Annotated in this window: 24 protein-coding genes; 18 read left to right on the plus strand and 6 right to left on the minus strand. The window is 43.2% G+C overall.

The features are described 5' to 3' along the window. From B4K11_RS10320 to B4K11_RS10350, 7 genes are all read left to right on the plus strand, one after another. On the plus strand, positions 1 to 1,235 hold a 1,235-nt coding region (locus tag B4K11_RS10320; protein WP_292959365.1), incomplete at its 5' end, for a phenylacetate--CoA ligase family protein. A 2-nt stretch (positions 1,236 to 1,237) separates the two neighbouring features. Next, positions 1,238 to 1,981, plus strand: a complete 744-nt coding sequence (locus B4K11_RS10325) for a class I SAM-dependent methyltransferase (protein WP_292950039.1) — start codon at positions 1,238 to 1,240, stop codon at positions 1,979 to 1,981. A gap of 126 nt (positions 1,982 to 2,107) precedes the next feature. Then, positions 2,108 to 3,217 carry a hypothetical protein gene (locus tag B4K11_RS10330; RefSeq protein WP_292959366.1) on the plus strand — a complete coding sequence of 370 codons (1,110 nt, stop codon included), beginning with the start codon at positions 2,108 to 2,110 and terminating at the stop codon, positions 3,215 to 3,217. Between the two features lie 164 nt (positions 3,218 to 3,381). Continuing rightward, positions 3,382 to 4,083 carry a DUF1538 domain-containing protein gene (locus B4K11_RS10335; RefSeq protein WP_292948921.1) on the plus strand — a complete coding sequence of 234 codons (702 nt, stop codon included), beginning with the start codon at positions 3,382 to 3,384 and terminating at the stop codon, positions 4,081 to 4,083. After that, a complete protein-coding gene (locus B4K11_RS10340) occupies positions 4,083 to 4,862 on the plus strand; it encodes a DUF1538 domain-containing protein (RefSeq protein ID WP_292948919.1) in 780 nt (259 codons plus the stop codon). The genes B4K11_RS10335 and B4K11_RS10340 overlap by 1 nt, the downstream gene beginning before the upstream one ends. Before the next feature lie 20 nt (positions 4,863 to 4,882). After that, on the plus strand, positions 4,883 to 5,233 hold the full coding sequence (locus B4K11_RS10345; protein WP_292948918.1) for a P-II family nitrogen regulator: 351 nt from the start codon (positions 4,883 to 4,885) through the stop codon (positions 5,231 to 5,233). Further along, entirely contained in the window at positions 5,230 to 5,634 is a 405-nt protein-coding gene (locus tag B4K11_RS10350) for a CBS domain-containing protein (RefSeq protein ID WP_292948916.1), read from the plus strand. Before B4K11_RS10345 ends, B4K11_RS10350 begins: the two co-directional genes overlap by 4 nt. 52 nt (positions 5,635 to 5,686) lie before the next feature. Here B4K11_RS10350 and B4K11_RS10355 read toward each other — a convergent pair whose 3' ends face one another. From B4K11_RS10355 to B4K11_RS10370, 4 genes are all read right to left on the minus strand, one after another. Next, positions 5,687 to 7,042, minus strand: coding sequence for a class II 3-deoxy-7-phosphoheptulonate synthase (locus B4K11_RS10355; protein WP_292948914.1), 1,356 nt, complete (start codon positions 7,040 to 7,042; stop codon positions 5,687 to 5,689). Between the two features lie 268 nt (positions 7,043 to 7,310). After that, positions 7,311 to 8,225 (minus strand): LysR family transcriptional regulator, encoded by a 915-nt coding sequence (locus B4K11_RS10360; RefSeq protein WP_292959367.1) that lies wholly within the window; start codon positions 8,223 to 8,225, stop codon positions 7,311 to 7,313. 110 nt (positions 8,226 to 8,335) lie between these two features. Further along, entirely contained in the window at positions 8,336 to 9,241 is a 906-nt protein-coding gene (argF, locus tag B4K11_RS10365) for an ornithine carbamoyltransferase (protein WP_292951619.1), read from the minus strand. Further along, positions 9,241 to 10,476 (minus strand): aspartate aminotransferase family protein, encoded by a 1,236-nt coding sequence (locus B4K11_RS10370; protein WP_292951622.1) that lies wholly within the window; start codon positions 10,474 to 10,476, stop codon positions 9,241 to 9,243. Before B4K11_RS10370 ends, argF begins: the two co-directional genes overlap by 1 nt. Positions 10,477 to 10,751: 275 nt before the next feature. Between B4K11_RS10370 and grxD the strand changes: the two genes are divergently transcribed. Both grxD and B4K11_RS10380 read left to right on the plus strand, forming a co-directional pair. Then, positions 10,752 to 11,090: a Grx4 family monothiol glutaredoxin gene (grxD, locus tag B4K11_RS10375; protein WP_292951625.1), complete on the plus strand. Its 339-nt coding sequence runs from the start codon at positions 10,752 to 10,754 to the stop codon at positions 11,088 to 11,090. Positions 11,091 to 11,181: 91 nt separating this feature from the next. Beyond that, positions 11,182 to 11,784 (plus strand): peroxiredoxin, encoded by a 603-nt coding sequence (locus B4K11_RS10380; protein WP_292951628.1) that lies wholly within the window; start codon positions 11,182 to 11,184, stop codon positions 11,782 to 11,784. A gap of 86 nt (positions 11,785 to 11,870) precedes the next feature. Here the strand turns inward: B4K11_RS10380 and rnt are convergent, their stop codons facing one another. After that, positions 11,871 to 12,500, minus strand: coding sequence for a ribonuclease T (gene rnt / locus B4K11_RS10385; protein ID WP_292951860.1), 630 nt, complete (start codon positions 12,498 to 12,500; stop codon positions 11,871 to 11,873). 197 nt (positions 12,501 to 12,697) lie between these two features. Here rnt and B4K11_RS10390 point away from each other — a divergent pair, with 197 nt between their 5' ends. From B4K11_RS10390 to B4K11_RS10400, 3 genes are all read left to right on the plus strand, one after another. Continuing rightward, positions 12,698 to 13,555: a flagellar protein MotY gene (locus B4K11_RS10390; RefSeq protein WP_292951631.1), complete on the plus strand. Its 858-nt coding sequence runs from the start codon at positions 12,698 to 12,700 to the stop codon at positions 13,553 to 13,555. Between the two features lie 174 nt (positions 13,556 to 13,729). Next, positions 13,730 to 14,956: an argininosuccinate synthase gene (locus B4K11_RS10395; RefSeq protein WP_292951634.1), complete on the plus strand. Its 1,227-nt coding sequence runs from the start codon at positions 13,730 to 13,732 to the stop codon at positions 14,954 to 14,956. A 131-nt stretch (positions 14,957 to 15,087) separates the two neighbouring features. Next, on the plus strand, positions 15,088 to 16,695 hold the full coding sequence (locus B4K11_RS10400) for a tetratricopeptide repeat protein (protein ID WP_292951637.1): 1,608 nt from the start codon (positions 15,088 to 15,090) through the stop codon (positions 16,693 to 16,695). Positions 16,696 to 16,825: 130 nt separating this feature from the next. Here B4K11_RS10400 and B4K11_RS10405 read toward each other — a convergent pair whose 3' ends face one another. Then, positions 16,826 to 17,191 (minus strand): hypothetical protein, encoded by a 366-nt coding sequence (locus B4K11_RS10405; RefSeq protein WP_292951640.1) that lies wholly within the window; start codon positions 17,189 to 17,191, stop codon positions 16,826 to 16,828. 94 nt (positions 17,192 to 17,285) lie between these two features. Here B4K11_RS10405 and B4K11_RS10410 point away from each other — a divergent pair, with 94 nt between their 5' ends. The 6 genes from B4K11_RS10410 (at position 17,286) to fni (ending at position 25,171) form a co-directional block, all read left to right on the plus strand. Further along, entirely contained in the window at positions 17,286 to 19,406 is a 2,121-nt protein-coding gene (locus B4K11_RS10410; protein ID WP_292951643.1) for a type I secretion system permease/ATPase, read from the plus strand. After that, positions 19,406 to 20,734 carry an HlyD family type I secretion periplasmic adaptor subunit gene (locus B4K11_RS10415; RefSeq protein WP_292951646.1) on the plus strand — a complete coding sequence of 443 codons (1,329 nt, stop codon included), beginning with the start codon at positions 19,406 to 19,408 and terminating at the stop codon, positions 20,732 to 20,734. The genes B4K11_RS10410 and B4K11_RS10415 overlap by 1 nt, the downstream gene beginning before the upstream one ends. Before the next feature lie 222 nt (positions 20,735 to 20,956). Continuing rightward, positions 20,957 to 21,613, plus strand: a complete 657-nt coding sequence (locus B4K11_RS10420) for a response regulator transcription factor (protein WP_292951649.1) — start codon at positions 20,957 to 20,959, stop codon at positions 21,611 to 21,613. Between the two features lie 47 nt (positions 21,614 to 21,660). Further along, on the plus strand, positions 21,661 to 23,004 hold the full coding sequence (locus B4K11_RS10425; protein ID WP_292951652.1) for a TolC family outer membrane protein: 1,344 nt from the start codon (positions 21,661 to 21,663) through the stop codon (positions 23,002 to 23,004). 104 nt (positions 23,005 to 23,108) lie between these two features. Continuing rightward, positions 23,109 to 24,143 carry a hydroxymethylglutaryl-CoA reductase gene (locus B4K11_RS10430; RefSeq protein WP_292951654.1) on the plus strand — a complete coding sequence of 345 codons (1,035 nt, stop codon included), beginning with the start codon at positions 23,109 to 23,111 and terminating at the stop codon, positions 24,141 to 24,143. Beyond that, positions 24,143 to 25,171 (plus strand): type 2 isopentenyl-diphosphate Delta-isomerase, encoded by a 1,029-nt coding sequence (gene fni, locus B4K11_RS10435; RefSeq protein ID WP_292951657.1) that lies wholly within the window; start codon positions 24,143 to 24,145, stop codon positions 25,169 to 25,171. Before B4K11_RS10430 ends, fni begins: the two co-directional genes overlap by 1 nt. The last annotated feature ends 5 nt before the right edge of the window (positions 25,172 to 25,176 follow it).

Raw genomic sequence — 25,176 nt, forward strand, 5'->3', positions numbered from 1 at the left:
AGACTGCTGAAGTGATACTGGATTTTCAGTTGAAGCAGGCCCAGTCCCTTTTGTATGTCGCTCAGCGCTCTGTTCCACTGTATCAAGATCGAATACCCAAGATAAGTGGAGCCTTAAATAGAGAGCAGTGGGAAAAAATACCTGTATTGTCTAGAGAGGAGCTGGTGGGTGCTAAGGCTCAATTGATTAATAAGAAGCCTTTGAAGGGGCATGATCAGTTGAATGAGATTACTACCTCTGGTTCTACCGGCATGCCTATTACCGCATATGGCACCCAAGTTACTCGGGCTTTTTGGGATGCATTTACCTTAAGAGAGCATCTTTGGCATAAACGTGATTTTTCTGGAAAATTGATTTCGATACGGCCGGAGCAGGGTGAGCCGGGTAAGCCGTTAAAAGGTTCCAGTTGGGGTGGAGGTGCTGCGGCGGTATTTAAAACGGGGCCTGCAGGTGTTTTAAATTCTAGAACAGACATTTCTGCACAGTTAGAATGGCTTCAAGCTGAAAATCCTGAATATTTACTTTCTTTGCCTTCTATTTTAAGTGAGCTAGCTCTGAAATGTGAAGAACAGCAGATAGAATTACCAAATTTGAAGCAGATTCGTAGTTATGGTGAACTGCTGACTCAGGCGACACGCGATATTTGTCAGAGAGTTTGGAAGGTAGATATTACAGATGTATATAGTACTCAGGAGGTAGGATATATCGCAATGCAATGCCCTGAGCAAGGTAATTATCACATCCAGTCAGAAGGCCTCATGGTTGAAATCTTGGATGAAGACGATAGGCCTTGTAATGTAGGTGAAACGGGAAGGGTTGTCGTGACTACATTGTTAAATTTTGGTGCTCCTTTGATTCGTTATGCTGTAGGTGATTACGCTCAGCTTGGGGAGCCCTGTGGTTGTGGTAGAGGTATGCCTGTGATTCAAAAGATAATGGGGCGGCAGCGTAATATGATGAAAACCCCTGATGGTCGTACGCATTGGCCTAGTTTTCCGGCTAGTTATTGGAATCTTGATAAGATTAAGCAGCTGCAGCTTGTGCAAAAGGCTCTGGATACACTGCTTATTCGCTTGGTTGTCACGGCGCCATTGGATGAGAATGAAGAGGGTAAGTTGAAAGCGTTGTTTATTGAAAGGTTCGAATACCCTTTTATATGTGAATTTGAATATCTCGATTCTATTTCTCGCACCAAGGGTGGAAAGTATGAAGATTTCATGAGTATGGTTGATTGATTATGAACCGTAAGCGCAATGTACCGGCGGTATCTGCTGAATGGGCTATGAAAGAGTTTCCTAATGCAAGGGATGCTGAAAGAGAGCCTTTGCTAAAGTTGGGTGAGCTTAAGCCGGGTGATATTGTTTTGGATCTTCAGGCTGCAGGGGGGTATTTGTCTGATGGGGTATATGATTATTTAAAGGGTGACGTATCACTGATATGTTTAGAGCCATGTGATGAATTAAGAGCCAGGCTTTCTACAAAATATTATAGTGTTGATGATAGTGTGGAAAATTGGTGTTCTATCGCTAATGAATCAGTGGATGTTGTCCTTGGCTTGGCTGGTCTGCATCATAGTGAAGATCATCAGGCGACAATTAATGAAGCTTATAGAGTGCTTAAGAAGGGCGGTCGTATTGTTATCTGTGATGTGGAGAATGGCTCGGATATGGCTAAATGGCTTAATGGTTATGTGAATGGTAATAATCCTTCGGGTCACAAAGGAAATTTTATTAAAACGGGCTCATTAAGCAAATTATTTGAAAATACAGGTTTTTTTTCTGTAAATGAAACACGAAAGCAGGTTTCTTGGTGTTTTGGCTCATTCGAGGCTGCAGCTAAGTTCTTTAAGGGCTTGTTTGGTATAGAAAAAAAAGAAGAAGAGATTTTGCTGGCGATGCATGAATACCTGAGACTGTATAAGGAGAATGATATGTTTTGGGTGGATTGGAGCTTGATATATGGAATAGCGGTAAAAAAATAAGGGGGTATATGTACCTTGGTACAGTTACAAATACTAACTAGATGTATAGAATATGAACAAATACTCTTCTTACCCGCCTAATTGATTTGTTTAGGAGCAGGGTCGCAAATTAAGACAGGGAATAACATGATGTTTAAGCGTAATTTAGTATCTGTTTCTATTGCTTCGGTTTTGTTGACTTCATCTTTGGTTGCTTCGGCGAATACTGGCACTTCCGAAGAGGAAGACTCTGTAGGTTCTTGGGGCCAGTGGGCTCAGAACTATGCAACTGCTGCAGGCGGTGAATTTAATTTGGGCGCGTTAGCATTTGCTGCATCTTTGCAGGGAGAGACGGGTCGAAATAGGCTGAATGAAGCTGGATTTGATTCGCCGACTGATGATGCTCCTGTTGATGCAATTGGTTGTGATGCTGGTTCATATTGTGGATTTGTTACGATCTCATCTCGATCTGTTAAACCTACTGAGAGTATGATGGGCGCTCCTGGTGATGTTGGTATCTTAAAAGCTGATGTTCAGCCTGTTTTTGATGGTGGCGAGCAAGGTAGAGCTCGAGTTCAGGTTGGTGGTGGTCTTTATGTGATGGGCTCTTTTGACGTAGAGGGTAATGAAGGTTATGAGCTATCTGTTGATGGCGCTGAAGGTTATGTAAGTCGTAACGGTGTTAACCTAAACAAGCGAACTGTTAATGGCGAGTCGGGCATGAGTTCCTATAGCCGTTCTCCATGGTTGGGAGTAGGTTCGGGTGGTTGGTACGATAATCAGTATGGTGAAGTTTACATGTCTCAAGGTGGTTCTCTTTATGGTGGAGTAACAACCTCTTTAGACCAGTTGAACAGTTATATAGGCTCGCATGGCCCTGTTGCTACTTATCGAGGAACTACGATTGATGGCGGTAACTTTATAGCGCGCATCGATTTTTCAGATAACTCATGGAGCGGTATCTGGAATGGTGGCTCAGATGGCAAAGTTGGTGTGAGTGGTGAAAACGTTGTCGGTCAAGTTGGCTTTACAGTAACGAAAGGTTCTATTGATGGGATTAATTTTTCTGCTGCTTCAAGTGAGCTAGGTGCGAAAGATGGCTCTGTTACAGGCAGTGTAAATGGCGCCTTATTTGGTGGTAGTGCTCAGAGTGTTGCTGGTATGGTTGATATAGAGAAGACAACAGGGAGTTATACCAATAAACAGCATGAAACTATCTTCGAAGGTGTAAATACAAAGATTAGAGTGCCTAATTAAAGAATACTTAATCAGATGAAAAACCAAGGCTCGCGCCTTGGTTTTTTTTTGTATTTTTCTTTACTCTTGGGTTGAATCGAAGTAGCCTTTCAATTGTATATAACCCTTTATTTTATAAGGAGTTACCCGAGTTGAAAGCTGGGTTATTCGCTTTAGGTAGATCTATGTTTGGGAGCTTGAGGGATCTTGCTCCAATTGTGTTAGTTATCGCATTTTTTCAGGTAGTGGTCTTACAGCAGTCGGTTCCAGATTTTGTGGGTTTGGTGACTGGATTGCTATGTGTTGTAGCGGGGTTAACTTTCTTTATTTATGGCCTAGAGATGGGGCTTTTCCCCATCGGTGAGAGTATGGCCCATGCTTTTGCGCGTAAAGGCAGTGTCTTTTGGCTACTTACTTTTGCTTTTTCTCTAGGTTTTGGAACAACTGTTGCTGAACCTGCCTTAATTGCTGTCGCTGCCGAAGCTGCGAGTGTGGCTGCCGCGGGTGGAATGATTGAGGTGGGTGAGGAGTCTCAGCATAGTTATGCTTCTGGCTTACGTTATACCGTTGCTTTCTCTGTGGGTTTGGCTATTGTTTTAGGCGTCCTGCGAATACTTAAAGGTTGGTCGATTCAGTACATGATAATTGCAGGCTATATGCTTGTTGTGATTATGACTATGTTTGCGCCAAGGGAAATTATAGGGATTGCTTACGATTCTGGCGGCGTTACCACTTCGACAATTACGGTTCCGTTAGTTACAGCCTTAGGTGTAGGTTTAGCTTCATCAATCGAGGGACGTAATCCTATGATTGATGGTTTTGGCTTGATCGCTTTTGCATCATTAACGCCTATGATTTTTGTTATGGTATACGGGATGGTGATCTGATGGAGTTGTTGAATCAATTTATTCAGATAACCCTTTCAACCATTAAAGATGTTATTCCTATTGCGCTGATTATTTTTGGCTTTCAGTTCTTGGTAATTAGGCGTCGTATTGCTAATTTGCGTAAAGTCTTAATTGGTTTTGCTTACGTAATTATTGGGCTGGCTCTGTTTTTGTTAGGCCTAGAAAAAGCGCTGTTTCCTATTGGGCGCTTAATGGCAGAGCAGTTGACTGATCCTGATTTCATTCGAGGCTGGAGTGGTTCTGTTGCTGGAGCACTGCACTGGAGTGATTATTTCTGGGTTTACATATTTGCTTTTGCTATCGGCGCGAGTACAACGATTGCAGAGCCTTCTTTGATTGCTGTGGCGATTAAAGCACATGAAGTCTCTGGTGGGGCTATCGGTATTTGGGGGTTACGAATCGCTGTCGCTATTGGTGTGGCAGTAGGGATTTCATTAGGTACTTGGCGAATTGTTACGGGTTACCCTATTCATTGGTTTATTATTTCTGGCTACGTTGTGGTCGTGATACAAACTTTCTTTGCGCCGAAAATGATTGTGCCGCTGGCTTATGATTCTGGTGGGGTAACAACATCAACGGTTACTGTGCCGTTGGTTGCAGCGTTGGGGCTAGGGCTTGCTGAGACAGTGCCTGGTCGAAGCGCTTTAATAGATGGATTTGGTTTGATTGCATTTGCTAGTTTGTTTCCGATGATTACAGTGATGGCTTATGCTCAAATTTCTGAATTTCGTGGAAAGCGTAATCAGGTAACTGACTAGAATTAGTCAAAGAGGCAGATATGCATTTTAAGTTATTAGTGGTTTTTGTCGAAGACTCAAAGACAGATGCTGTCATGAAGGCAGCTAGGGAAGCGGGTGCTACAGGTGCTACAGTCATTAATAATGCGCGTGGTGAAGGGGTTACCAAAACTAAAACCTTTTTTGGCTTAACCTTAGAGACTCAGCGAGATGTCGTCCTTTTTATTGTTGAAGAGCACTTAAGCCGAAAGATTTTGGAAACTATATCTGAAGTTGCTGAGCTTGATGAGCAGCCGGGCAGAGGAATAGCAATACAGATTGATGTTGAGGATGCGGTAGGTGTGGCGCATCAAGTAGAAAAGTTAGCAAATCTGGTTGAGGATGAACTATGAATTCGTCAAGAAAGGTTGTTAGGGCTCAAGATGTTATGACTGATGAGTTCGCTATTATTGATGGTCTGATTACAGTGAAAGAGGCGTTGCAGATATTTAAAGAGCGTGGTGCCAAGGTTCTGATAATTGATAAGCGGCATGAAGATGATGAATATGGCCTATTGTTATTATCTGATATAGCTAAAAATGTTGTTGCTAAAGATCGTTCGCCAGAGCGTGTGAATGTTTATGAAGTAATGGCTAAGCCATTGATCTCAGTTGATCCTCAAATGGATATTCGTTACTGCGCGCGGTTGTTTGAGAGCTTTGGTTTAGCTCATGCGCCAGTGATAGAGGCTGATAAGGTCTTAGGTGTTGTTAATTATCACAATATTGTATTAAAAGGTTTGCTGGAAAATTAGTTAATAAAAAGCCTGCTAAAAGCAGGCTTTTTATTATGTGGAGCCTGCCTTGTTATTGGCGTGCTGCTTTCAATGTGTCAGCAATTAAATAGGCTAGCTCTAGTGCTTGCTCACCATTGAGGCGAGGGTCGCAATGGGTGTGATAGCGGTCTGCTAGATCCTGCTCGGAAATCATATAAGCACCACCAATACACTCTGTTACATTCTGCCCCGTCATTTCAAAGTGCACACCGCCGGCATGTGTCCCTTCTGCACGATGTACTTCAAAGAAACCTTTCATCTCTTTTAAAATTGCATCGACGCTTCGAGTTTTATAGCCACTGGATGCTTTGATTGTATTGCCATGCATTGGGTCTGAACTCCAGATGACCTGATGTCCGCCGTTTTTAACTGCGCGGACTAAAGGTGGGAGGAAGTCAGTGATTTTCTCGGCACCCATACGGGCAATTAAGGTGATACGGCCAGCTTCGTTATTCGGATTTAATACTGCTAGTAGTTTTTCTAGATCATCAGGTTTTGTTGTAGGACCCACTTTTATGCCGATAGGGTTTTTCACACCGCGGAGGAACTCTACATGGGCATGATCGGGTTGGCGTGTTCGGTCACCGATCCATAGCATATGAGCGGAGCAGTCGTACCAGTTACCAGAGAGGCTGTCTTGACGAGTCAGGGCCTCTTCATAACCCAAAAGTAGTGCTTCATGAGAAGTGTATAGTGACGTCTCATGCAGTTGAGGCGTGTTTGTCGCATTAATGCCGCAGGCTTCCATAAAACGAATTGACTGGTCTATTTGATCAGCTAGGTTCTGGTATTTCTTACATAGCGGACTTTTGGTGACAAAGTTCTGATTCCAGGCATGTACTTGGTGTAGGTCTGCAAAGCCGCCACGTGAGAATGCGCGTAGGAGGTTGAGTGTAGATGCTGCTTGATGGTATGCGGTCACAAGACGTTCAGGATCAGCTTGTCGAGCATCGTTAGTAAATTCAATGCCGTTAACAATATCGCCGCGATAACTAGGCAGTTCAATGCCGTTGCTGCTTTCCATATCACTGGATCGTGGCTTGGCATATTGGCCTGCAATTCTACCCACTTTTACAACAGGGCAGCTGGCAGAGAATGTCATGACAATTGCCATCTGCATTAATACTTTGAATGTATCCTTGATCTTATCGGCGTTGAATTCGCTGAAGCTCTCGGCGCAGTCACCGCCTTGTAGAAGAAAAGCCTTCCCTTTAGCTACTTTGGCTAAATCATTTTGTAGTTGATTTATTTCGCCGGCAAAAACGAGCGGGGGCATATTGTTAAGTGTTGCTTCTGCATGATTAAGGGCTGAAATATCTGGGTATTGAGGCTGTTGTACAATAGGTTTGCTTCTCCAGCTGGAAGGGGTCCATATCGACGTTGTCATCTTCTTCTATTCCTAGGGTGTTTTAGCTTTGGCTATAGATATAAATACTATGAAAATTGGTGTAAGTCAGTTTGCAAGTAAATGCAAAGAGGGGGTGGTCTGTCAATTTTGTGCGGCTAGCACAAAGCCTACAGACCTAAATAAAGTAGGTGTGTAAAGAGAACGAATTACTCTGGCTGTAATTTATTTTCAGCTCTAATACATTCATGTTGCTACGATTCTCGATGGTAACTTTCCATTAAAACCAGTTGAAACAGTATAAGAGTAATTAGGCTGTCTTGATACCCGTTAAATTGCGGAAAGATACATCTTTTGCTGTATTTAGGAAATCGACCATAAATTCAGCGTCTTTTTGGTCATCACGAATCGCGGCATAAAGTGTGCACCAGACGCCTTTTTCGCCAAGAGGTTTAGAGGCAATATAGTCCCGCTGAATATACTCATGAAGAGCCCAGTTAGGCAGAGCTGAAACGCCTCGTCCGCTGGCAACAAGCTGCAGCATCATGACGGTTAGTTCTGCGGTTCTAATTGCTTGGGGTTCAACATCTGCCTCATCTAGAAAGTGGTTAAAGATATCTAGACGTTGGTGTTCTACAGGGTAAGTTATCAATGTCTCTTGGGATAAATCCTCGGGGTGGATGTACCTGCGTGCCATGAGTCGATGCTGTTTGCTGATTGCTAAGCGCGACTCATAAGTGAAGAGTGGAATATAGGTGATCCCATTTCTTGGTTCAGGGTCAGAAGTGATGACTAGATCTAAGTCTCCACGAGCGAGTGCGGGTAAGGGTTGGAAGCTAAATCCACTGGACAGATCGAGTTCAACTTCAGGCCAATGCTGTCTAAAATGATCGATGGTTGGCATAAGCCAATCAAAACAACTGTGACACTCGATGCAAAGGTTAAGTCTACCGGCTTCTCCTCCTGCTAGACGCGCTATATCTCTTTCTGTGTTGCGAATCATCGGTAGAATCTCATCCGCAAGAATCAGGAGTCGTTGTCCAGCGCTGGTGAAACAGATAGGTTTAGTCTTGCGGATAAATAGTGAGCAGTTGAGGCGGTCTTCCAGATCTTTAATCTGATGCGATAAAGCAGATTGAGTGAGGTGAACTCGTTCAGCGGCTTCAACAAGGCTGCCAGCGTCGCGTAAAGCTGACAGTGTTTTAAGGTGACGAAGTTCAACCATGAGTAATTTTCTCCAGACCTGCTCAGTTAATGCAATATACGCAGTATAGTACGGTCGGGCAAGAAGGGTAGGTAACCATCAAAAAGACTTAGGTTACCTACACATTTTGATTATTTAACGAGAAGGAATTCGAGTAGGGCTTTTTGAGCGTGTAGACGATTCTCTGCTTCATCGTAAACGACCGAGCGCGGATCTTCCATCATGTCCATGCTAATCTCTTCGCCACGGTGAGCGGGAAGGCAATGCATAAATAATGCATCTTGGTTAGCGTGATCCATGAGTTCCGGTGAAACTTGAAAGCCAGTAAACTTTTCTTCTCGTTCTTTCTGTTCTTCCTCTTGGCCCATTGAGGCCCAGACATCAGTCACAACTAGATCGCTGTTTGTAACTGCTTCCTGAGGGGAGCGAGTGATAAATACACGCTCTTTATTTTCCTCGACCAGTGTCATATCTGGGTCAAAGCCTTCAGGGCAGGCGATATTCAGCTTAAAGTCAAACTGGCGTGCTGCATTGATGTAGGAATGGCACATATTATTGCCATCTCCAATCCAAGTAACTGTTTTACCTTGGATGTCGCCACGATGCTCGAAATAAGTTTGCATATCAGCTAATAGCTGGCATGGATGGTATTCATCTGTCAGCGCATTAATTACAGGCACAGATGAGTTTGCAGCAAACTCTTGTACCAATTTATGGCTGAAAGTTCTGATCATGACAACATCGACCATGCTAGAGATGACTCGCGCACTGTCACTAATAGGTTCGCCGCGGCCAAGCTGGGTATCGCGTGGAGATAGGAACATTGCATGTCCACCAAATTGCGCCATACCTGCTTCAAAAGAAACACGAGTACGTGTCGATGACTTTTCAAAAATCATCGACATTACTTTATTCTTCAGAGGTTCATATACTTCACCGCGGTTGCGTATATCCTTAAGTTCGCTAGCGCGCTTCACTAGATTGCGTAGCTCATCAGAGCTTAGATCTCTGAGTGTTAAAAAGTGTCTAGTAGTCATTATGCTCTACGTTCGCCTTCCGGACCGTCTTCTTTTGCTTCTGAGCTGCGCTCATCGGCTGCATAAACGCGGATAATCTGAGAGAGTGTATTTACAAGGAGTTCAGCTTCACTATCCGTCATTGTTAGTGGTGGTAGCATTCGAACTACTTTCCCGCCGCCAGTGACGTTTAATAGAATGCCTTTTACTTTAGCGAGTACGGCAAGTTCGCTGCCTGCTTCGCTAAGTTCAATGGCAATAAGCATACCTTTATTGCGGACTTCGTTAACGTAGCCCGCTTGGCCCAATTGCTCACGGAAGCCGTTAGCGATTCTATTACCGAGTATTTCGGCGCGTTCGCATAGGTTTTCATCCATGATGGTGTTAACAACGGCTAGGGCTGCTGCACAAGACAGAGGGTTACCTCCATAAGTAGAACCATGGGTGCCCGCTGTTAATATTGTAGCCGCCACACCTTTAGCTAGGCAGGCACCGATAGGTACGCCATTACCTAACCCTTTAGCTGTCGTAACTACATCTGGAAGAATATCATTGTGCTGATATGCGAAGTATTTACCAGAGCGGCCATTACCACTTTGAACTTCATCAAGCATCATCAACCAATCATTGTTGTCGCAAATGGCACGAATTTGATTGAGGTAGTCATCTGCAGGTATTTGTATGCCTGACTCACCTTGAATAGGTTCCACAAGAATGGCAACGATATTAGGATTGTTTTCAGCGATTTTTTTGATTGCGTCAATATCGTCGTAAGGTGCGCGAACAAAACCGCTGACTAGGGGCTCAAAGCCTGCCTGGGCTGATCGATTGCCTGTTGCGCTAAGCGTTGCCATTGTGCGGCCGTGGAAGGAGTCTTCCATAACAATAATGGCAGGGTTGTCTATATTGCGTACTGTATGTCCATAACGGCGAGCAAGTTTGATGGCTGCTTCATTGGCTTCAGCGCCAGAATTGCCAAAAAAAACGTTTTCCATGCCTGATATCTGCGTAAGGCGTTCAGCAAGTTGCTGCTGGTTAGGTATCGTGTATAAATTGGATGTATGCAGTACTTTACCTGCTTGCTCACAGATGGCATGAGTTACTGCAGGGTGAGAGTGTCCAAGTCCACATACGGCAATGCCGCTTAATGCATCTAGATACTTATTGCCATCAGTGTCATACAACCAGCTTCCTTCACCGCGCTCGAACGCTACGGACAACCGGTTGTAGGTAGTCATAATCGATTCTACAGCCATGTTTATAATTCCCTACAAACGCAAAAAGGCAGCCAAGGCTGCCAATCAAAGGACGAATAATAGGCAGCTTTAGGTGTTTTGGCAAGATGTTGCAGTATAAAAACAGTATTTTTCTAAAAGCCTTAGTACAAAGAATGAGCGATAGGTTTTTTTTATCGGATTGATTAAGAAAAGCAAATGTACATTAACAGAGTAAGATGGTCGGATATATGGTATATTGTTCGCCACGATATAGCGTATTTTGTTTCCAGAATTAGTAATAGAAAGGTGTATGAATGAGTGTAATTGATACCATCAAAGAGCAAATCGAAGGTAATGATGTTCTTCTTTATATGAAGGGGACGCCTCGTTTTCCTCAGTGTGGCTTTTCTTCTCGTGCTACGGAAGCGGTAATGGCTTGTGGCGAGCGTTTTGCTTTTGTAAATATTCTGGAAAATCCAGAGATTCGCGCTGAACTACCAAAGTATGCGAATTGGCCCACTTTTCCACAGTTGTGGGTTAAAGGCGAACTTATTGGTGGCTGCGATATTATTTGTGAAATGGCTGAAAGCGGTGAGCTTGAGACTGTGATCAAAGAATCAGTTGCGGACTCTGCTAAACCAGATGCTGAGTAAGTTTTAAGATTTAAGGGCTTGCTTTTGAGGCTTGCTCTTCTATCATAATATTTCTAAACGCTAGATAGCACTTTAATGGAGATTTATTACAATGGGCGTACTTGTAGGCAAACAGGCACCTGATTTTACTGCACCAGCTGTATTGGGTAACGGTGAGATCGTTGATTCCTATACACTGTCTGAAGCTACTAAAGGTAAAAAAGCGGTAGTGTTTTTCTACCCGCTAGATTTTACATTTGTTTGTCCTTCTGAATTGTTGGCTTTCGATCACCGTATCGAAGAGTTCAAAAAGCGTAATGTTGAAGTGATTGGTGTATCTATTGATTCTCACTTCTCTCACAACGCATGGCGTAACACTCCAGTTAACGAAGGCGGTATTGGCGCTGTTAACTACACATTGGTTGCGGACATGACTCACAGTATCTGTCAGTCTTTTGATGTTGAATCTGAAGGCGGTGTTGCTTTCCGTGGTTCTTTCTTGATCGACGAAGATGGTCTTGTTCGCCATCAAGTTGTTAACGATCTTCCTCTAGGCCGTAACGTTGATGAGATGTTGCGTATGGTTGATGCGTTAGCATTCCACCAAGAGCACGGTGAAGTTTGTCCTGCAGGTTGGAAAGACGGCGATAAAGGTATGGTTGCTTCACCTGAAGGTGTTGCATCTTACCTAACAGAAGAAGCTGATAATCTTTAATAAAGATTGTTAAGTGGAAAGATAAAAAACCCGCTAATGCGGGTTTTTTTGTGACTGGGTGAATATATCTTTATAAATTACAAGTGTTATTCATCATAGTCTTCGTAGCTATCGACCATATCCCAGCCGCCTAGTTCTTTCCAGCGGTTAACAATAATACAAAATAATTCAGCCGTCTTCGTTGTGTCATATAAAGCTGAGTGTGCTTTGTTTCCATCGAAATCAATGCCGGCTACTTGGCAAGCTCTCGCTAGCACAGTTTGCCCAAATGCTAAGCCGCCAAGTGTCGCTGTATCAAATGATGAGAAAGGGTGGAATGGGTTGCGTTTTATATCAGCTCGATTTGAGGCCGCATTCACAAAACCCTGATCAAAGGATGCATTGTGTCCGACAAGCACAGCTCGTTTGCAGTCGTGTGCTTTGAGTGACTTACGCACAGCTTTGAAAATCTGTTCTAGTGCTTCGCGTTCAGGTACTGCTTCGCGATTAGGGTCGAAAGGGTCAATGCCAGTGAAATCGAGGGCTGCCTGTTCGATATTAGCGCCTTCGAATGGATCAACCTGTGCTTCAAAGCTTTGATCTATAATTAAGAAGCCGTTCTCGTCCATGGTCAGTGTGACGGCGGCAATTTCAAGTAGTGCGTCGGTACGGGAATTGAAACCAGCTGTTTCAACATCGATAACGACGGGTAGAAAACCGCGGAAGCGGTTCGCCATTGGGTGTTTTGTATTGTGAAGGTTACTCAAGTGTGGCCCTTACTTGGCGATAGGTTTCCGTTTAAGATGGGGGTATTCTAACAGTGTAATTGTAGTCACTCCAATTACTCGCTTAAGATATTCATATTTCAGCCGAAATAATATAGATATTCTTAGTTTTAAAATGTTTTTTCGGGTTTATTTGGACGGTTATTGCTGTGTTTGTTCGTTTTGTTTTGCCTTTACTGCTTTTATGTTCTGTTTCATCTGTTAATGCGATGACATTTCGCAGCTCAATTGATGATGCTAAGTGGGAATTAGAGGCTTCAAAATTTAGCTGCCGGCTTAGTCAGTTGATTCCAGCGTTTGGTGATGCTGTTTTTGAGCATGAGGCGGGTGAATCTGTTCGTTTTGTCTTGAAGCCAACTGAAAATATACATTTTCAACAGGGAGCTAAGCTTGTTGCTGAAGCTGCGCCTTGGCAGCCTGGTATTGCGCCCCGTTATATTAGTTCAGTTAAGCCTTTGGAGAGAACAGGGTACTTAAAAGTAGAGCCTGATCATGCGCAGAATATGTTGGCTGCCCTTTATAAAGGGATGATGCCTACTTTTACATCGCAAGAGTGGTATGGGACCAATGAGTCGCTGCGTGTGTCTGTATCGGCGGTTAACTTCCAGTCGGCATATTCAGATTATGTCGCTTGTACGGTTGGATTGTTGCCGGTTAACTATCGTCAAGTTGCAAGAACGGCTATCTTGTTTCCATCAGCGCAATGGCGTTTGTCCGATGCTTCGCGTGAAAGGCTTGATTTGATCGCGTTGTATGTCAAAAATGATAACAGTGTTAAGGGGGTCTTTGTTGATGGTCATTCCGATAACATGGGCCGCCGTTTGATGAATCGTGATATCTCAAAGCGAAGAGCTGAAGAGGTAACGGCCTATTTGATCAGTATAGGGATGGAACCAACCAGTATTACCACTCGTTATCATGGCGAACGTTATCCTGTCGTTGAAAATAACAGCAAGAAGAATCGCGATCGTAACCGTCGTGTGACGATTCGTCTTGAACGTGATTAATTTTCTCTGCTGATGGCTAGCTGAATTGCATGGGTCGGTCTGCAGTTTCTTGTTTTAAGTCGCTTGTTTGGCTTCGCTACTTATATAGTTTTCTGCTATACTTTCGCGCTAAATTTGAATCATCCCATTCAGTCGATTTCGCGGCTGATTTTGTTCGCAAGTTGGAGCTTGAGAATGTCCGAGATTAAAAAGGTCGTTCTGGCCTATTCCGGTGGATTGGATACGTCCGTTATTGTTCGCTGGTTACAAGATGAATACAACGCTGAAGTTGTTACTTTTACTGCTGATTTAGGTCAGGGTGAAGAAGTAGAGCCTGCACGTGCTAAAGCAGAAGCTTTAGGTGTTAAAGAGATCTATATTGAAGATCTACGTGAAGAGTTTGTACGTGATTTTGTATTCCCAATGTTCCGTGCGAATACAATATATGAAGGCGAGTATCTTTTAGGTACCTCTATCGCCCGTCCGTTGATTGCTAAGCGTTTGATCGAGATCGCTAATGAAACGGGTGCTGATGCTATTTCTCACGGTGCTACGGGTAAAGGTAACGATCAGGTTCGTTTTGAGCTGGGTGCATATGCGCTTAAGCCAGGCGTTCACGTAATTGCGCCATGGCGTGAGTGGGATCTTAGTTCTCGTGAATCATTGATGAACTATTGTGCTACCCATGATATCGAAGTTGATTATGCGAAAAGTAAGAAGAAGTCTCCTTATTCAATGGATGCTAACCTTCTTCATATCTCTTATGAAGGCGGTATTCTTGAAGATCCATGGGCTGAAGCAGAAGAAGAGATGTGGCGTTGGTCTGTATCTCCTGAAAATGCGCCTGATAAGGCAACTTACCTAGAGTTAACTTATGAGAAAGGTGACATTGTAGCGATTGATGGCAAAGCAATGAGCCCAGCTACTGTGCTTGAATATCTTAATAAAGTAGGTGGTGAGAACGGTGTAGGTCGTTTGGATATCGTTGAAAACCGCTTTGTTGGAATGAAGTCTCGCGGCTGTTATGAAACACCCGGCGGTACTATCATGATGAAAGGACATCGTGCAATCGAGTCTATTACCTTGGACCGCGAAGCGGCTCATCTAAAAGATGAGTTGATGCCTAAATATGCGAAAGTAATTTACAACGGTTTCTGGTGGTCAGAAGAACGTAAAATGATGCAGCAGCTAATCGATTATTCACAGCGCAATGTGAATGGTGATGTTCGCGTTAAGTTGTATAAAGGCTCTGTAGAAGTTGTTGGCCGACGCTCTGACGATAGCTTGTTTGATGAAAGCATTGCTACGTTTGAAGATGATGCTGGCTCTTATGATCAGAAAGATGCTGCTGGCTTTATTAAGCTGAATGCGCTGCGCATGCGTATTGCTGCGGGTAAAGGGCGTGATCTTTTAGAAGATTAATTACCAATTAATCTTTAAAAAAACCCTGTAGTGACCCTGCAGGGTTTTTTATTGCCCGTAAGGTGGCCTAAACTTTGATAATAGCCTGATTTATATGCTACTTTTGCTCATACTTAAACTTTGCGATGCCTATGGAAATTAACTACTCAGGAAAGTCGGCACTCATAGTAGACAGCAAGCTCGAAGACCTTGGGACGTTACGGCAAGTCCTGAGTCGTATGGGCGTGGGGCAAATACAGGTCGCATCCTCAGTTAATATGGCACTAAGCTTAATGCGTGAGTTTACATATGACCTTTGTTTTGCTGCTTATGATATGGGCAAGGCAGATAAAAATGGACTTCAGTTGCTGCAGGAAGCTAATGCAGAATTTATCTTTCCGGCATCAAGTGCTTATTTCCTAATTGTTGATGCTGAGGCATCAGAGCTTCTCTTCGGTTCCCTAGAAAATTCACCAGATACTTATATTTCTAAACCTTTTGATCAAGGGAAAATCCGTCACCGTGTCGAGAAGCAGCTCAGAATAAAAGAGGCTATAAAGCCAATCGAACAGCTTTTAGATGATGAGCATTTTGAAGAGGTTATTGAAAAGGGGGAAGCGCTAAGCAAACTGTACCCTGGCTTAAGTGTTTTCCTGCAGCGAATAACCGGAATTGCTTTGCTTCGCATGCGCCGTTATAGCCAGGCCAAGGTATTGTTTGAAAAGTTGACGGATAAGCGTGATCTCCCATGGGCAGAAGTGGGTAAAGGAATCGCTTACTTTAATCTAGGTGAATATGCTGATGCGCTTAGTTGCTTAAATCGTATTGTCGATCAGCAGCAGATATGTGTAGAGGCTTATACTTGGCTTGCGCGGACACACCAAGTTAAAGGGGAGTTGGCGTTAGCAGTCACACTTATGCGTAAAGCGGTTATGTTGCAGCCTACCGTGCCAAGGCTTCAGGGTGAGTTAGCTGAGCTTTCAAGTCAAACCGCTGAATGGGATATATCTAAAGCGGCTTATCAGAACGCGATCCGCTATGCTCGCTATTCCGCTTTTCAAACACCCTCCTACTATTTTGGGTATGTGCGAGCGCTTATTCAGGCGAACCTTAAGCGATTGTCTGAAGTTGAGGGTGACGTAATTCGAACGTTGGAAGATGCGGTGCTTGATCATCCTGATAACCAGGAGGTGATGTTTAGAGCTAAGTTGATCAACTGTGATCTCTATAGGGCAAAGGGATTGGAGAGTCGTTTAGAGCAGATGTTGCAGCAGACCTGGAATTTTTATCTGCGCATGGAGCTAGATAACCAGTGCAAGTGGTTAGATATTATGGTCGATGCGGCTCATAGTACTGGCTTGGAGGTTGAGGTGCAGAAGAAGCGTAAAGACCTCAGTCGGGCCATGATTGAAAAGGAGTGGGGAAAGGCTAATTACGCTGCGATGACTAGTTTTAGAAGTGGAGACTTAGATCGTGCCTTCCAAATGTTTGGTAGAGCGAATGAGTTGTTGCCTAGTCACACTGGGATTGCGCTTAACCTTGTGCAGGCGGGAATAGAGAAAGCGAAGCGTGGGCATAATGCCTTGTGGATACTATTATCTGTGCGAGATGTATTAATGACAGTCAGTTATGGCTCTTTGCCCACAAAGCAACAACAACGTTACAAGGCGCTTTCTGAACGATTCGTTGAACAATACAATACGCTAATGCAACCTGAGGAAAGTGGATCTGGTGAGGACCCTTTGAGTCAGGAATTATAGTTTTAGCTTTCTGTTTATTACTGCTTTATAGACGGTTTCTTCTAATCCCTTCCTTTAAAGCTCTTCTTTTAAAAACCTTCTTTTAATAAACCTAGTAAGCCTTTTTAAGTTGTTTGTTGAAACCTTAGGCTTAAAGAATATCATTATCATCAATTAAAAATGAACTAGAGCTAGATTTAGCTTCAGAATTATCATCTTCTTTTCTATTGATGTTACGTGCCAGTTTTCGGCTCAATAATTTCTTCTGTGCCATTTCTGGTAGATCGGTAAACATAATTATATTTTTACCGATAAGGACATCAATTAAGTCTTCAAAAATACGGGCGACAGATGTGTCTGATTGCTCAAGGAACTCTTCGGCAGAGAATTCATCGTTATTCATTGAGAGGAAGTCTAGTACTTCTTTGTTTTTTATATCGACGACTTCAGCACCAGATTGAGGTGTTTCAGATAGGCTTATGATGCGTCCTTCGGTGTTACGTATGGCGTATAACATATTGATTTGCTAAATTGGTTTAGTTTAGTTGGGTTGCACTTTTAAGTGTGGCTGTTTTGAGTATCTCTCTCATTTAAGGTTAAGGTCAAGGTTAATGGAAGTAGTTCAGGATCCTTTGCTCGGTTGTCTGGTTCATCTCAGTAGGCAAAATCATAAACCCTATTCTCCTGAAGTGCTTTGTGAGGGGCTGCCATTAGAAAATCATAAACTGACACCTAAGCTTTTTATTCGAGCGGCAAAGCGAGCTGGCTTCTCGGCAAAAGTGCTTTCGAGAAGCTTAGAGGATATTTCTCCGCTGGTTCTGCCGGCAGTCCTACTTCTAGAGGGTGATCAAGCGTGTATCTTGCAAGAGATTGATCATGAAACTGGGCAGGCTTTGATTATCCAGCCTGAAAGTGGCGGTGAGCACCAAGTAGATCTGGAAACCCTGTCTAATAGCTATATTGGCCATGCTATTTTTGTTCGGCTTGAATATCGATTTCAAGAGCAGGTATCTAAACTGCTCGAAGGGCATAAAGGTCATTGGTTCTGGGGAACAATTAAGCGTTCAACTGCTATTTATCGTGATGTTTTAATTGCCTCCTTTCTGATTAATTTATTTGTAATTGCTAACCCGCTTTTTGTCATGAATGTATATGACCGAGTGGTGCCAAATAACGCTATCGAAACTTTATGGGTTTTAGCGATTGGTGTGGTCGTGGTTTACTTGTTTGATTTCGGTTTAAAAATGCTTCGATCCTATTTTATTGAGGTGGCCGGTAAAAAAGGGGACGTTATTCTTTCAGCGTTGTTATTTGAGAAAGTATTATCTTTGAAATACAGCGTTTTGCCCGCATCGGTTGGTTCGTTTGCGAGTAACTTAAGAGAATTTGACAGTATTAAGAGCTTTTTGAGCTCTACAACAAATGTGGTGTTTATTGATCTTCCTTTTGCGATTCTGTTTCTAATCGTTATTGGGTTTATTGGCGGCCCTATTGTTATTGTGCCGATTGTTGCAATTCCCCTAATTATACTTTTTTCTTTCATTGTACGCCCTCACCTTAAAGAGGCGGTTGAGAAAACGTTTGCATCTAACTCTCAAAAAAACGCGACATTAATTGAAAGCTTAACGGCAATGGAAACTGTGAAAACACAGCGTGCGACCTCTTCATTGCAATTAAGCTGGGAACAGGCGGTGGGTTATATCGCTAAGTGGAGTTTAAAGTCTAGGATGCTTTCTGCTTCAGTTGTGAATTTTGCTTCGTTTATCCAGCAGTTAACTTCAGTTGGCATTATTATTACGGGTGTATATCTGATCAGTGAGCATGAAATGACAATGGGCGCGTTGGTTGCGTGTGTCATGCTATCAGGTCGTGCCATCTCACCTATGAGCCAGGTTGCAAACCTAGTTATCTCGTATCACCAAGCATCTACAGCTTTAAAAGGGCTTAATGAGATAATGGAGATGCCCTCTGAGCGGACGGAAGGTCAGAAGTTTGTTTACCGTGATGAATTAAAGGGGGCTATAGAGTTTAAAGATGTCAGCTTTGTTTATCCGGGTGAGGAGCAGAAGGCGTTAGATCGAGTGTCTTTTAATATAAAGCAGGGGGAGAAGGTCGCTTTGATTGGTCGCATTGGCTCGGGCAAGTCGAGTATTGAGAAGCTTGTGTTAGGGCTTTATGAGGCGACAGAGGGTTCAGTGCGCATTGATGGCCTAGATATCAATCAGATTGATCCTGTGGATTTGAGACGAAATTTTGGCTACATGCCTCAGGATATTATGCTTTTTGCAGGGAGTGTTAGGGATAATATTGTTATAGGTTCGCCGCAGACAGATGATTCAAGGCTTGTGGATGTAGCCAATATGTCAGGTGTATCGGATATGGTTAATCGCCACCCTCAAGGCTTTGATATGCCCGTTGGCGAGCGAGGCGCTTCTTTATCAGGCGGGCAAAGGCAATCTGTCGCGGTAGCGCGTTCCATTGTACATGACCCCAATCTTCTGGTGTTAGATGAGCCTACGGCATCTATGGATAATGCATCGGAAGAGCAGATTAAGGTGATGCTTAAAAATTACACTAAAGATAAAACGATGCTGGTTGTGACGCACAAAATGTCGCTATTGACATTGGTCGATCGAATTATTGTGATGGATGCTGGCAGGGTTGTGGCTGATGGACCAAAAGAAGCTGTATTGGATGCGTTAAAGCAGGGCCGTCTTCAGGTGCAAAAGTAATGGATAGTATGAATCATAATAAGAAAGACCTGCAGTATATGTCCAGTGTAAGTGAAGCGATGGCTGAGCAGGCGCCACGAGGAGCAAGTGCTTTACTATGGGCTATGTTGCTCTTTATCGTGATAGCAATTTTCTGGGCAACTTGGGCTGAATTAGATGAAATTACCCGTGGTGACGGGGAGATTATTCCATCGAGCCAATTGCAGGTCATAGAAACACTTGAGGGTGGAGCTGTATCGGAAATTTTAGTTAAAGAGGGTGATATTGTTGAAAAGGGGCAGGTGCTGCTGAGAATAGATGATATTCGTTTCTCTAGCTCGCTAAAAGAAAACCAAGTTCGACAATATGAGCTGATAGCTAAAGCTGCCCGTTTGAAGGCAGAATCAGATAATGTTGAATTTATTAGTCCCGAAGGTTTTCCCGAAGAATATCAATCAATGATTGAGCAAGAGAAGTTTTTGTTTAGTACTCGTAAGGAGGAGATGCTAGCTGGTTTAGGTGGTTTAGAACAGCAGGTTGCTCAACGCGGTCAAGAGCTTAAGGCGGCAAAGTCGCAAGAGGGGCAGTTACAACGTAGTTATAGCCTGCTCAAGAGAGAACTTGATATTACTCGGCCTCTTTTGAAAGAGGGGGTTATCTCAGAGGTGGAGTTTTTACGCTTAAAGCGCCAGCTAAATGATCTACTGGGTGAGCTGTCCGGTGTTCGTTTAAATATCCCTAGAATTGAATCTACATTGCAAGAAACAAAGCAGAAATTGGGTGAGTCTGAGCTGCAGTTTCGAAATGAAGCCCGTAGGGAGTTAAATGAAGTAGGAGCAGAGGTTTCTCGAATTAAACAAGCATTAACCGGTATGAATGACCGAATTGACCGAGCTGAGGTGAAGGCGCCGGTGAAAGGTACGGTGAAGCAGCTGCTTGTAAATACGGTAGAGGGGGTTGTTCAGCCAGGTGATGAGTTACTGAATATTATTCCTTGGGAAGATACTCTGTTAGTGGAAGCAAAAATACGCCCATCTGATATCGCTAATATTGCACCAGGGCAAAAGGCGGTGATCAAAGTTTCGGCCTATGATTTTTCTATCTATGGAGGAGTGGGGGCTAATGTTGTTTTTATCAGTCCGAGTACCATTTTGGATGAAGAGGGTGAAAGTCACTATTTGGTGCGCTTAGAAACGGAGCAGCCGTTTTTAGGCACGGCTTCAACCGAACTTCCTTTGATGGCGGGAATGACTGTCGGCGTGGATATTTTAACAGGTAAGAAAACAGTAATGGATTATCTACTTAAGCCTGTTTTGAAAGCTAAAAATCGAGCATTAACAGAGCGATAGCTTGAATTATTGTCAGAAAAATGTTCTTTGTATGTTTAGTTTTTTTAAAATAAGCTATAGGCTAACCGTATTAAATAAGTGGTTATTTGTTTGATCGTTCAATAGGACAATAGTGATGTTGATTTTAGATCTTTGAATCACTAGAAACTTGTAGCAATTGAGTGAAAGTTATACTATGCGCGCCAAGATCTGTCATGTGTAGTCGGGTTTTGGTGTCTTTGGATGCTGAATGTTATGAAGCTGTTTTTCATTGGTAACCGACCGAAGGTTCTGGAGCGTTGGGATAAGCTTTTATCCGATTGGCAACCAGAGCTGCTAGATATTCATCGTATAGAAGAAAAGCTAGCGCAGGGTGGGATCATTATGATGCACTTAAGTTCAGTTGAAGCTGAACTTAGTCAGCTAGTGTTCAGTTATAAAAAACATAATCCCAGTGCCATTTTAATTGTGTGCACTGATACACCTAATGAAGAAGAGGGTGTAGAAGCCATTCAAAATGGAGCTAATGGATATACCAACACGTATGTTACAGGCTCGCTGCTTCTAGAAGTAGTGAAAACTGTACTCCGTGGTGATATTTGGGCGGGGCCTGAATTATTACAAAAACTGCTCAGACGGCTGTTAAGTAATATGCCTGTTACAAATAGTAAAGTGGACACCGCAGAATCTATAAATTGTTTTGATGCATTAAGTAGCCGTGAGAATCAGGTGCTTTCAGTTTTAATAACTGGAGCTAGCAATAAGGAGATTGCTCGCGAGCTTGATATTACAGAGCGAACTGTCAAAGCCCATCTGAGTTCGATATTTCAGAAAACGGGGGTTTCGGACAGAGTCGCTTTGGTCTTGTTGACCAATAAGTTTCCTTTAAAGGTGGCTTAGTAATACGGCGGTGGCTACGAACTTTTTATTTTAGGGTGAAAAACTATATGTTCAGGTCAATTGTGACAGGTGTACTTTTAGGGTCACTAAGTACTCTTGTAAGTGCTGCTTCTTTGGAAGAGGTTGTGACACAGGGATTGTCGGATAACCCCGATGTTCAACGCGCCATCAATTCGCGTAATGCTGTTTACCAAGAAGTTAAACAGGCAGAATCAGGCTATAAACCTCAGGTGGAAGTTACTGCAGGTTATGGCTACGAGTGGACTAATAGTCCAGGCACTCGTGGTAATGGTAATGGTGATGTTGAATTAAATCGAGGCGAGGCAGGTTTAAGTATTCGCCAAATGATTTTTGATGGCTATGCAACGTCTAGTGAAGTTGATCGTCAACAAGCTAGAGCTCTTTCTGCTGATAAACGCTTAATTGAAACGGCTGAAAGCTATGCCCTTGATGCCGCACGTTCTTATATTGAGTTAAATCGCCGAAATGTTCTTTTGCAGCAAGCGAAAGAAACCCTCTTTAACCATGTCAAAATCTATGATCGTATTAAACGCCGTTCAGAGTCTGGTTTAGGTGCGTTAGCCTCGATACAGCAAGCTGAAGGTCGTTTGGCTTTAGCTGAAGTTAATGTGTTGGCTGCAGAAAATAACATGCTGGATGCCAAGGCTAATTTTGAGCGTGTGACTGGTTTGTCGGCGCCAGAAGAAATTACCTACCCTGAATTACTCAATGTAACCATTCCGAGGACTTTAGCTGAAGCGACAGAAGCTGCGCTAAATAATCACCCGACACTTCAAGTTGCTGAGGCTGATGCTTTAGCTGCGGTTGCTCAATATAATGCAGCTAAGCGTAACTATTATCCGCGTGTTGACTTTGAAGTTGATCGTACATGGAATAATAATCTAGACGGTGTGGAAGGTTTTAACGAAGACCTAACAGCAATGTTTAGAATGCGTTACAACTTGTACAATGGTGGTGCGGACCAGGCAAGAGTTCGCCAAACTCAGCACCAGATTGAAGAAGCTAAAGCGATTCAAATCAATAGCCAGCGCGAAGTACTGCAAAGTGTAGAGCTTTCATGGAATGCTCATTCCATTTTGTCTCGTCAGTTGCCTCATCTGGAGCAGCATGTTGCTTCGAGTCAGAATACACGTAATTCATACCTTAAACAGTTTAATATTGGTCAGCGTTCTTTGCTAGATCTGCTTGATACTGAAAATGAAGTGTTTTCGTCTAAGAATGATCTAACAAATGCGTTACATGATCATTTAGCTGCGCAGTACCGGGTGATGAATGGCATGGGTGTTTTGCTAGATACGCTTAATCTAACTGTCCCTGAACCTAATTTAGGTGAGGTGATGGATAAGCAGGAAATTGCTCAAGCTAAATAAGTCATTGAAATGAGTAGGTGAAGTTCATTAAAATCACCTCTCAACCTTATTTATTCAAAAAGGGTTGCCGCTGGCAGCCCTTTTTCTTTGTATGAAGTGCTGATATGAAAGCCCATAAGATCACTCAAGCTCCAATTCCTATGCGTACAGTAGGGCCAATTAAGATCAGCGGTTCTATAGTCGATGAAAAAATCTCTGTGCCATTGGCGACATATGAAACGCCTCTTTGGCACTCTGTTGGTCGAGGAGCTAGGGTCTCTGCACTAACTGATGGTATTAAAACCACTGTTGTTGATGAACGGATGAGTCGTTCGATACTGCTGGAAGCGGAAGATGCGTCTGAAGCGGTACAGGCATTGAATTCAATCAAATCAAGAATGGGTGACCTCAATGAGGTTGTGGCTCAAAGTAGCCGTTTTGCTAAATTGATTGATATGAACAGCCAAATAGTTGCGAACCTTATCTATCTTAGATTGGAATTCACAACCGGTGATGCGTCGGGCCATAATATGGTGACGAATGCGGCAGATAGAATTATCCCTTGGATTTTAACTGAATACCCTCAGTTACGTTATTCTTCTATTTCAGGTAATTATTGCTCGGATAAAAAAGCGACGGCCGTTAATGGTATTCTTGGTCGTGGTAAATATGTTGTATGCGAAATACTGATTTCACGTGATATCTGTGAGCGCCGCTTAAAAACCACGCCCGAAAAGGTGGTTGATCTCAATATTAAGAAAAACCTGATTGGTACCATGATCGCTGGTGGTCTTCGTAGTGCAAATGCGCATTATGCCAATATGCTTTTGGCTTTTTATCTGGCTACAGGTCAGGATGCCGCTAACATAATTGAAGGCTCTCAAGGTGTAGTTCATGCTGAAGTGCGTGGAGATGATCTTTATTTTTCCTGTACTTTACCTAATCTGATTATGGGGTCGGTCGGTAATGGTAAAGGAATTGATTTTGTCGAAGACAATCTTGCTATGTTAGGTTGCAAAGAAGTGCGCGAGCCGGGTGAGAATGCTCGTAGGTTGGCTGCGATTTGTGCGGCGACGGTACTATGTGGTGAGTTATCCCTATTAGCGGCGCAAACCAATCCAGGTGAATTAATGGAAGCGCATTTGAAGCTGGAGCGATAATGTCTGATCTGACAAATGATCGTAAGCTGGAGCATATTAGAGCGATAGAGAATGATCCGCTCACGGATCGTTCTGCCCACTATTATGATCGTATACAGTTAACCCATCGGGCATTGCCTGAAATATCGCTTAATTCAATTGATACCTCGTGTACCTTTTTAGGTAAACAACTCAGTTTTCCGTTATTGATATCGTCAATGACTGGAGGTGATCATGAGCTTATTAAACAGGTAAATCATAACCTTGCTAAAGCAGCGCAAATTTGTGGTGTTGCTATGGCTGTCGGGTCTCAGCGAGTTATGTTTACTAAACCGGAAGCGATAGAAAGCTTTCAGTTAAGGGAATTAGCCCCGGATATTCCTCTTATCGGTAATATAGGTGCGGTGCAGCTTAATTATGGGATTTCGGCCCCTGAGGTACAGCAGGCTATCGACTGTTTAAATGCTGATGCTATCTACTTACATCTAAATCCATTGCAAGAGGCTGTTCAACCTGAGGGAGATACTGATTTCTCAAATTTGGAAGCGGCTATTACTCAGTTAGTTAAAGATATAGATGTACCTGTTTTATTAAAAGAAGTAGGAAGCGGTCTTTCACCTGCTGATATTGAACTGGGGCTTAAAGCTGGAGTCACTGTTTTTGATGTGGCAGGTTCTGGCGGTACGTCTTGGAGTCGAATTGAGCATCACCGTCGTAATGATGGAAGTGATCTAGGATTAAAGTTCCAAGATTGGGGTATTCCTACACCTACAGCGCTTAAATTAGCTCAGCCCTACCTTAATAATGCCACAATAGTTGCAAGTGGGGGCTTAAGGGATGGGATTGATATGGTTAAATCTGTTATACTCGGCGCCTCATTATGTGGCATGGCTGCTCCGCTGTTAAAACCGGCGATGGTATCAGTTGAAGCAGTTGTCACTGAAATAGAAAAAATTAAAACAGAATTCAGAACTGCTATGTTTCTGCTAGGTGCTCGGGACATCACCGCTTTATTTAATAACCGAGACCATATTCTTGAAGAGCGTTAGGATCG

The organism is Neptuniibacter sp. UBA6509, assembly GCA_002435145.1.
Taxonomy (GTDB): Bacteria; Pseudomonadota; Gammaproteobacteria; order Pseudomonadales; family Balneatricaceae; genus Neptuniibacter.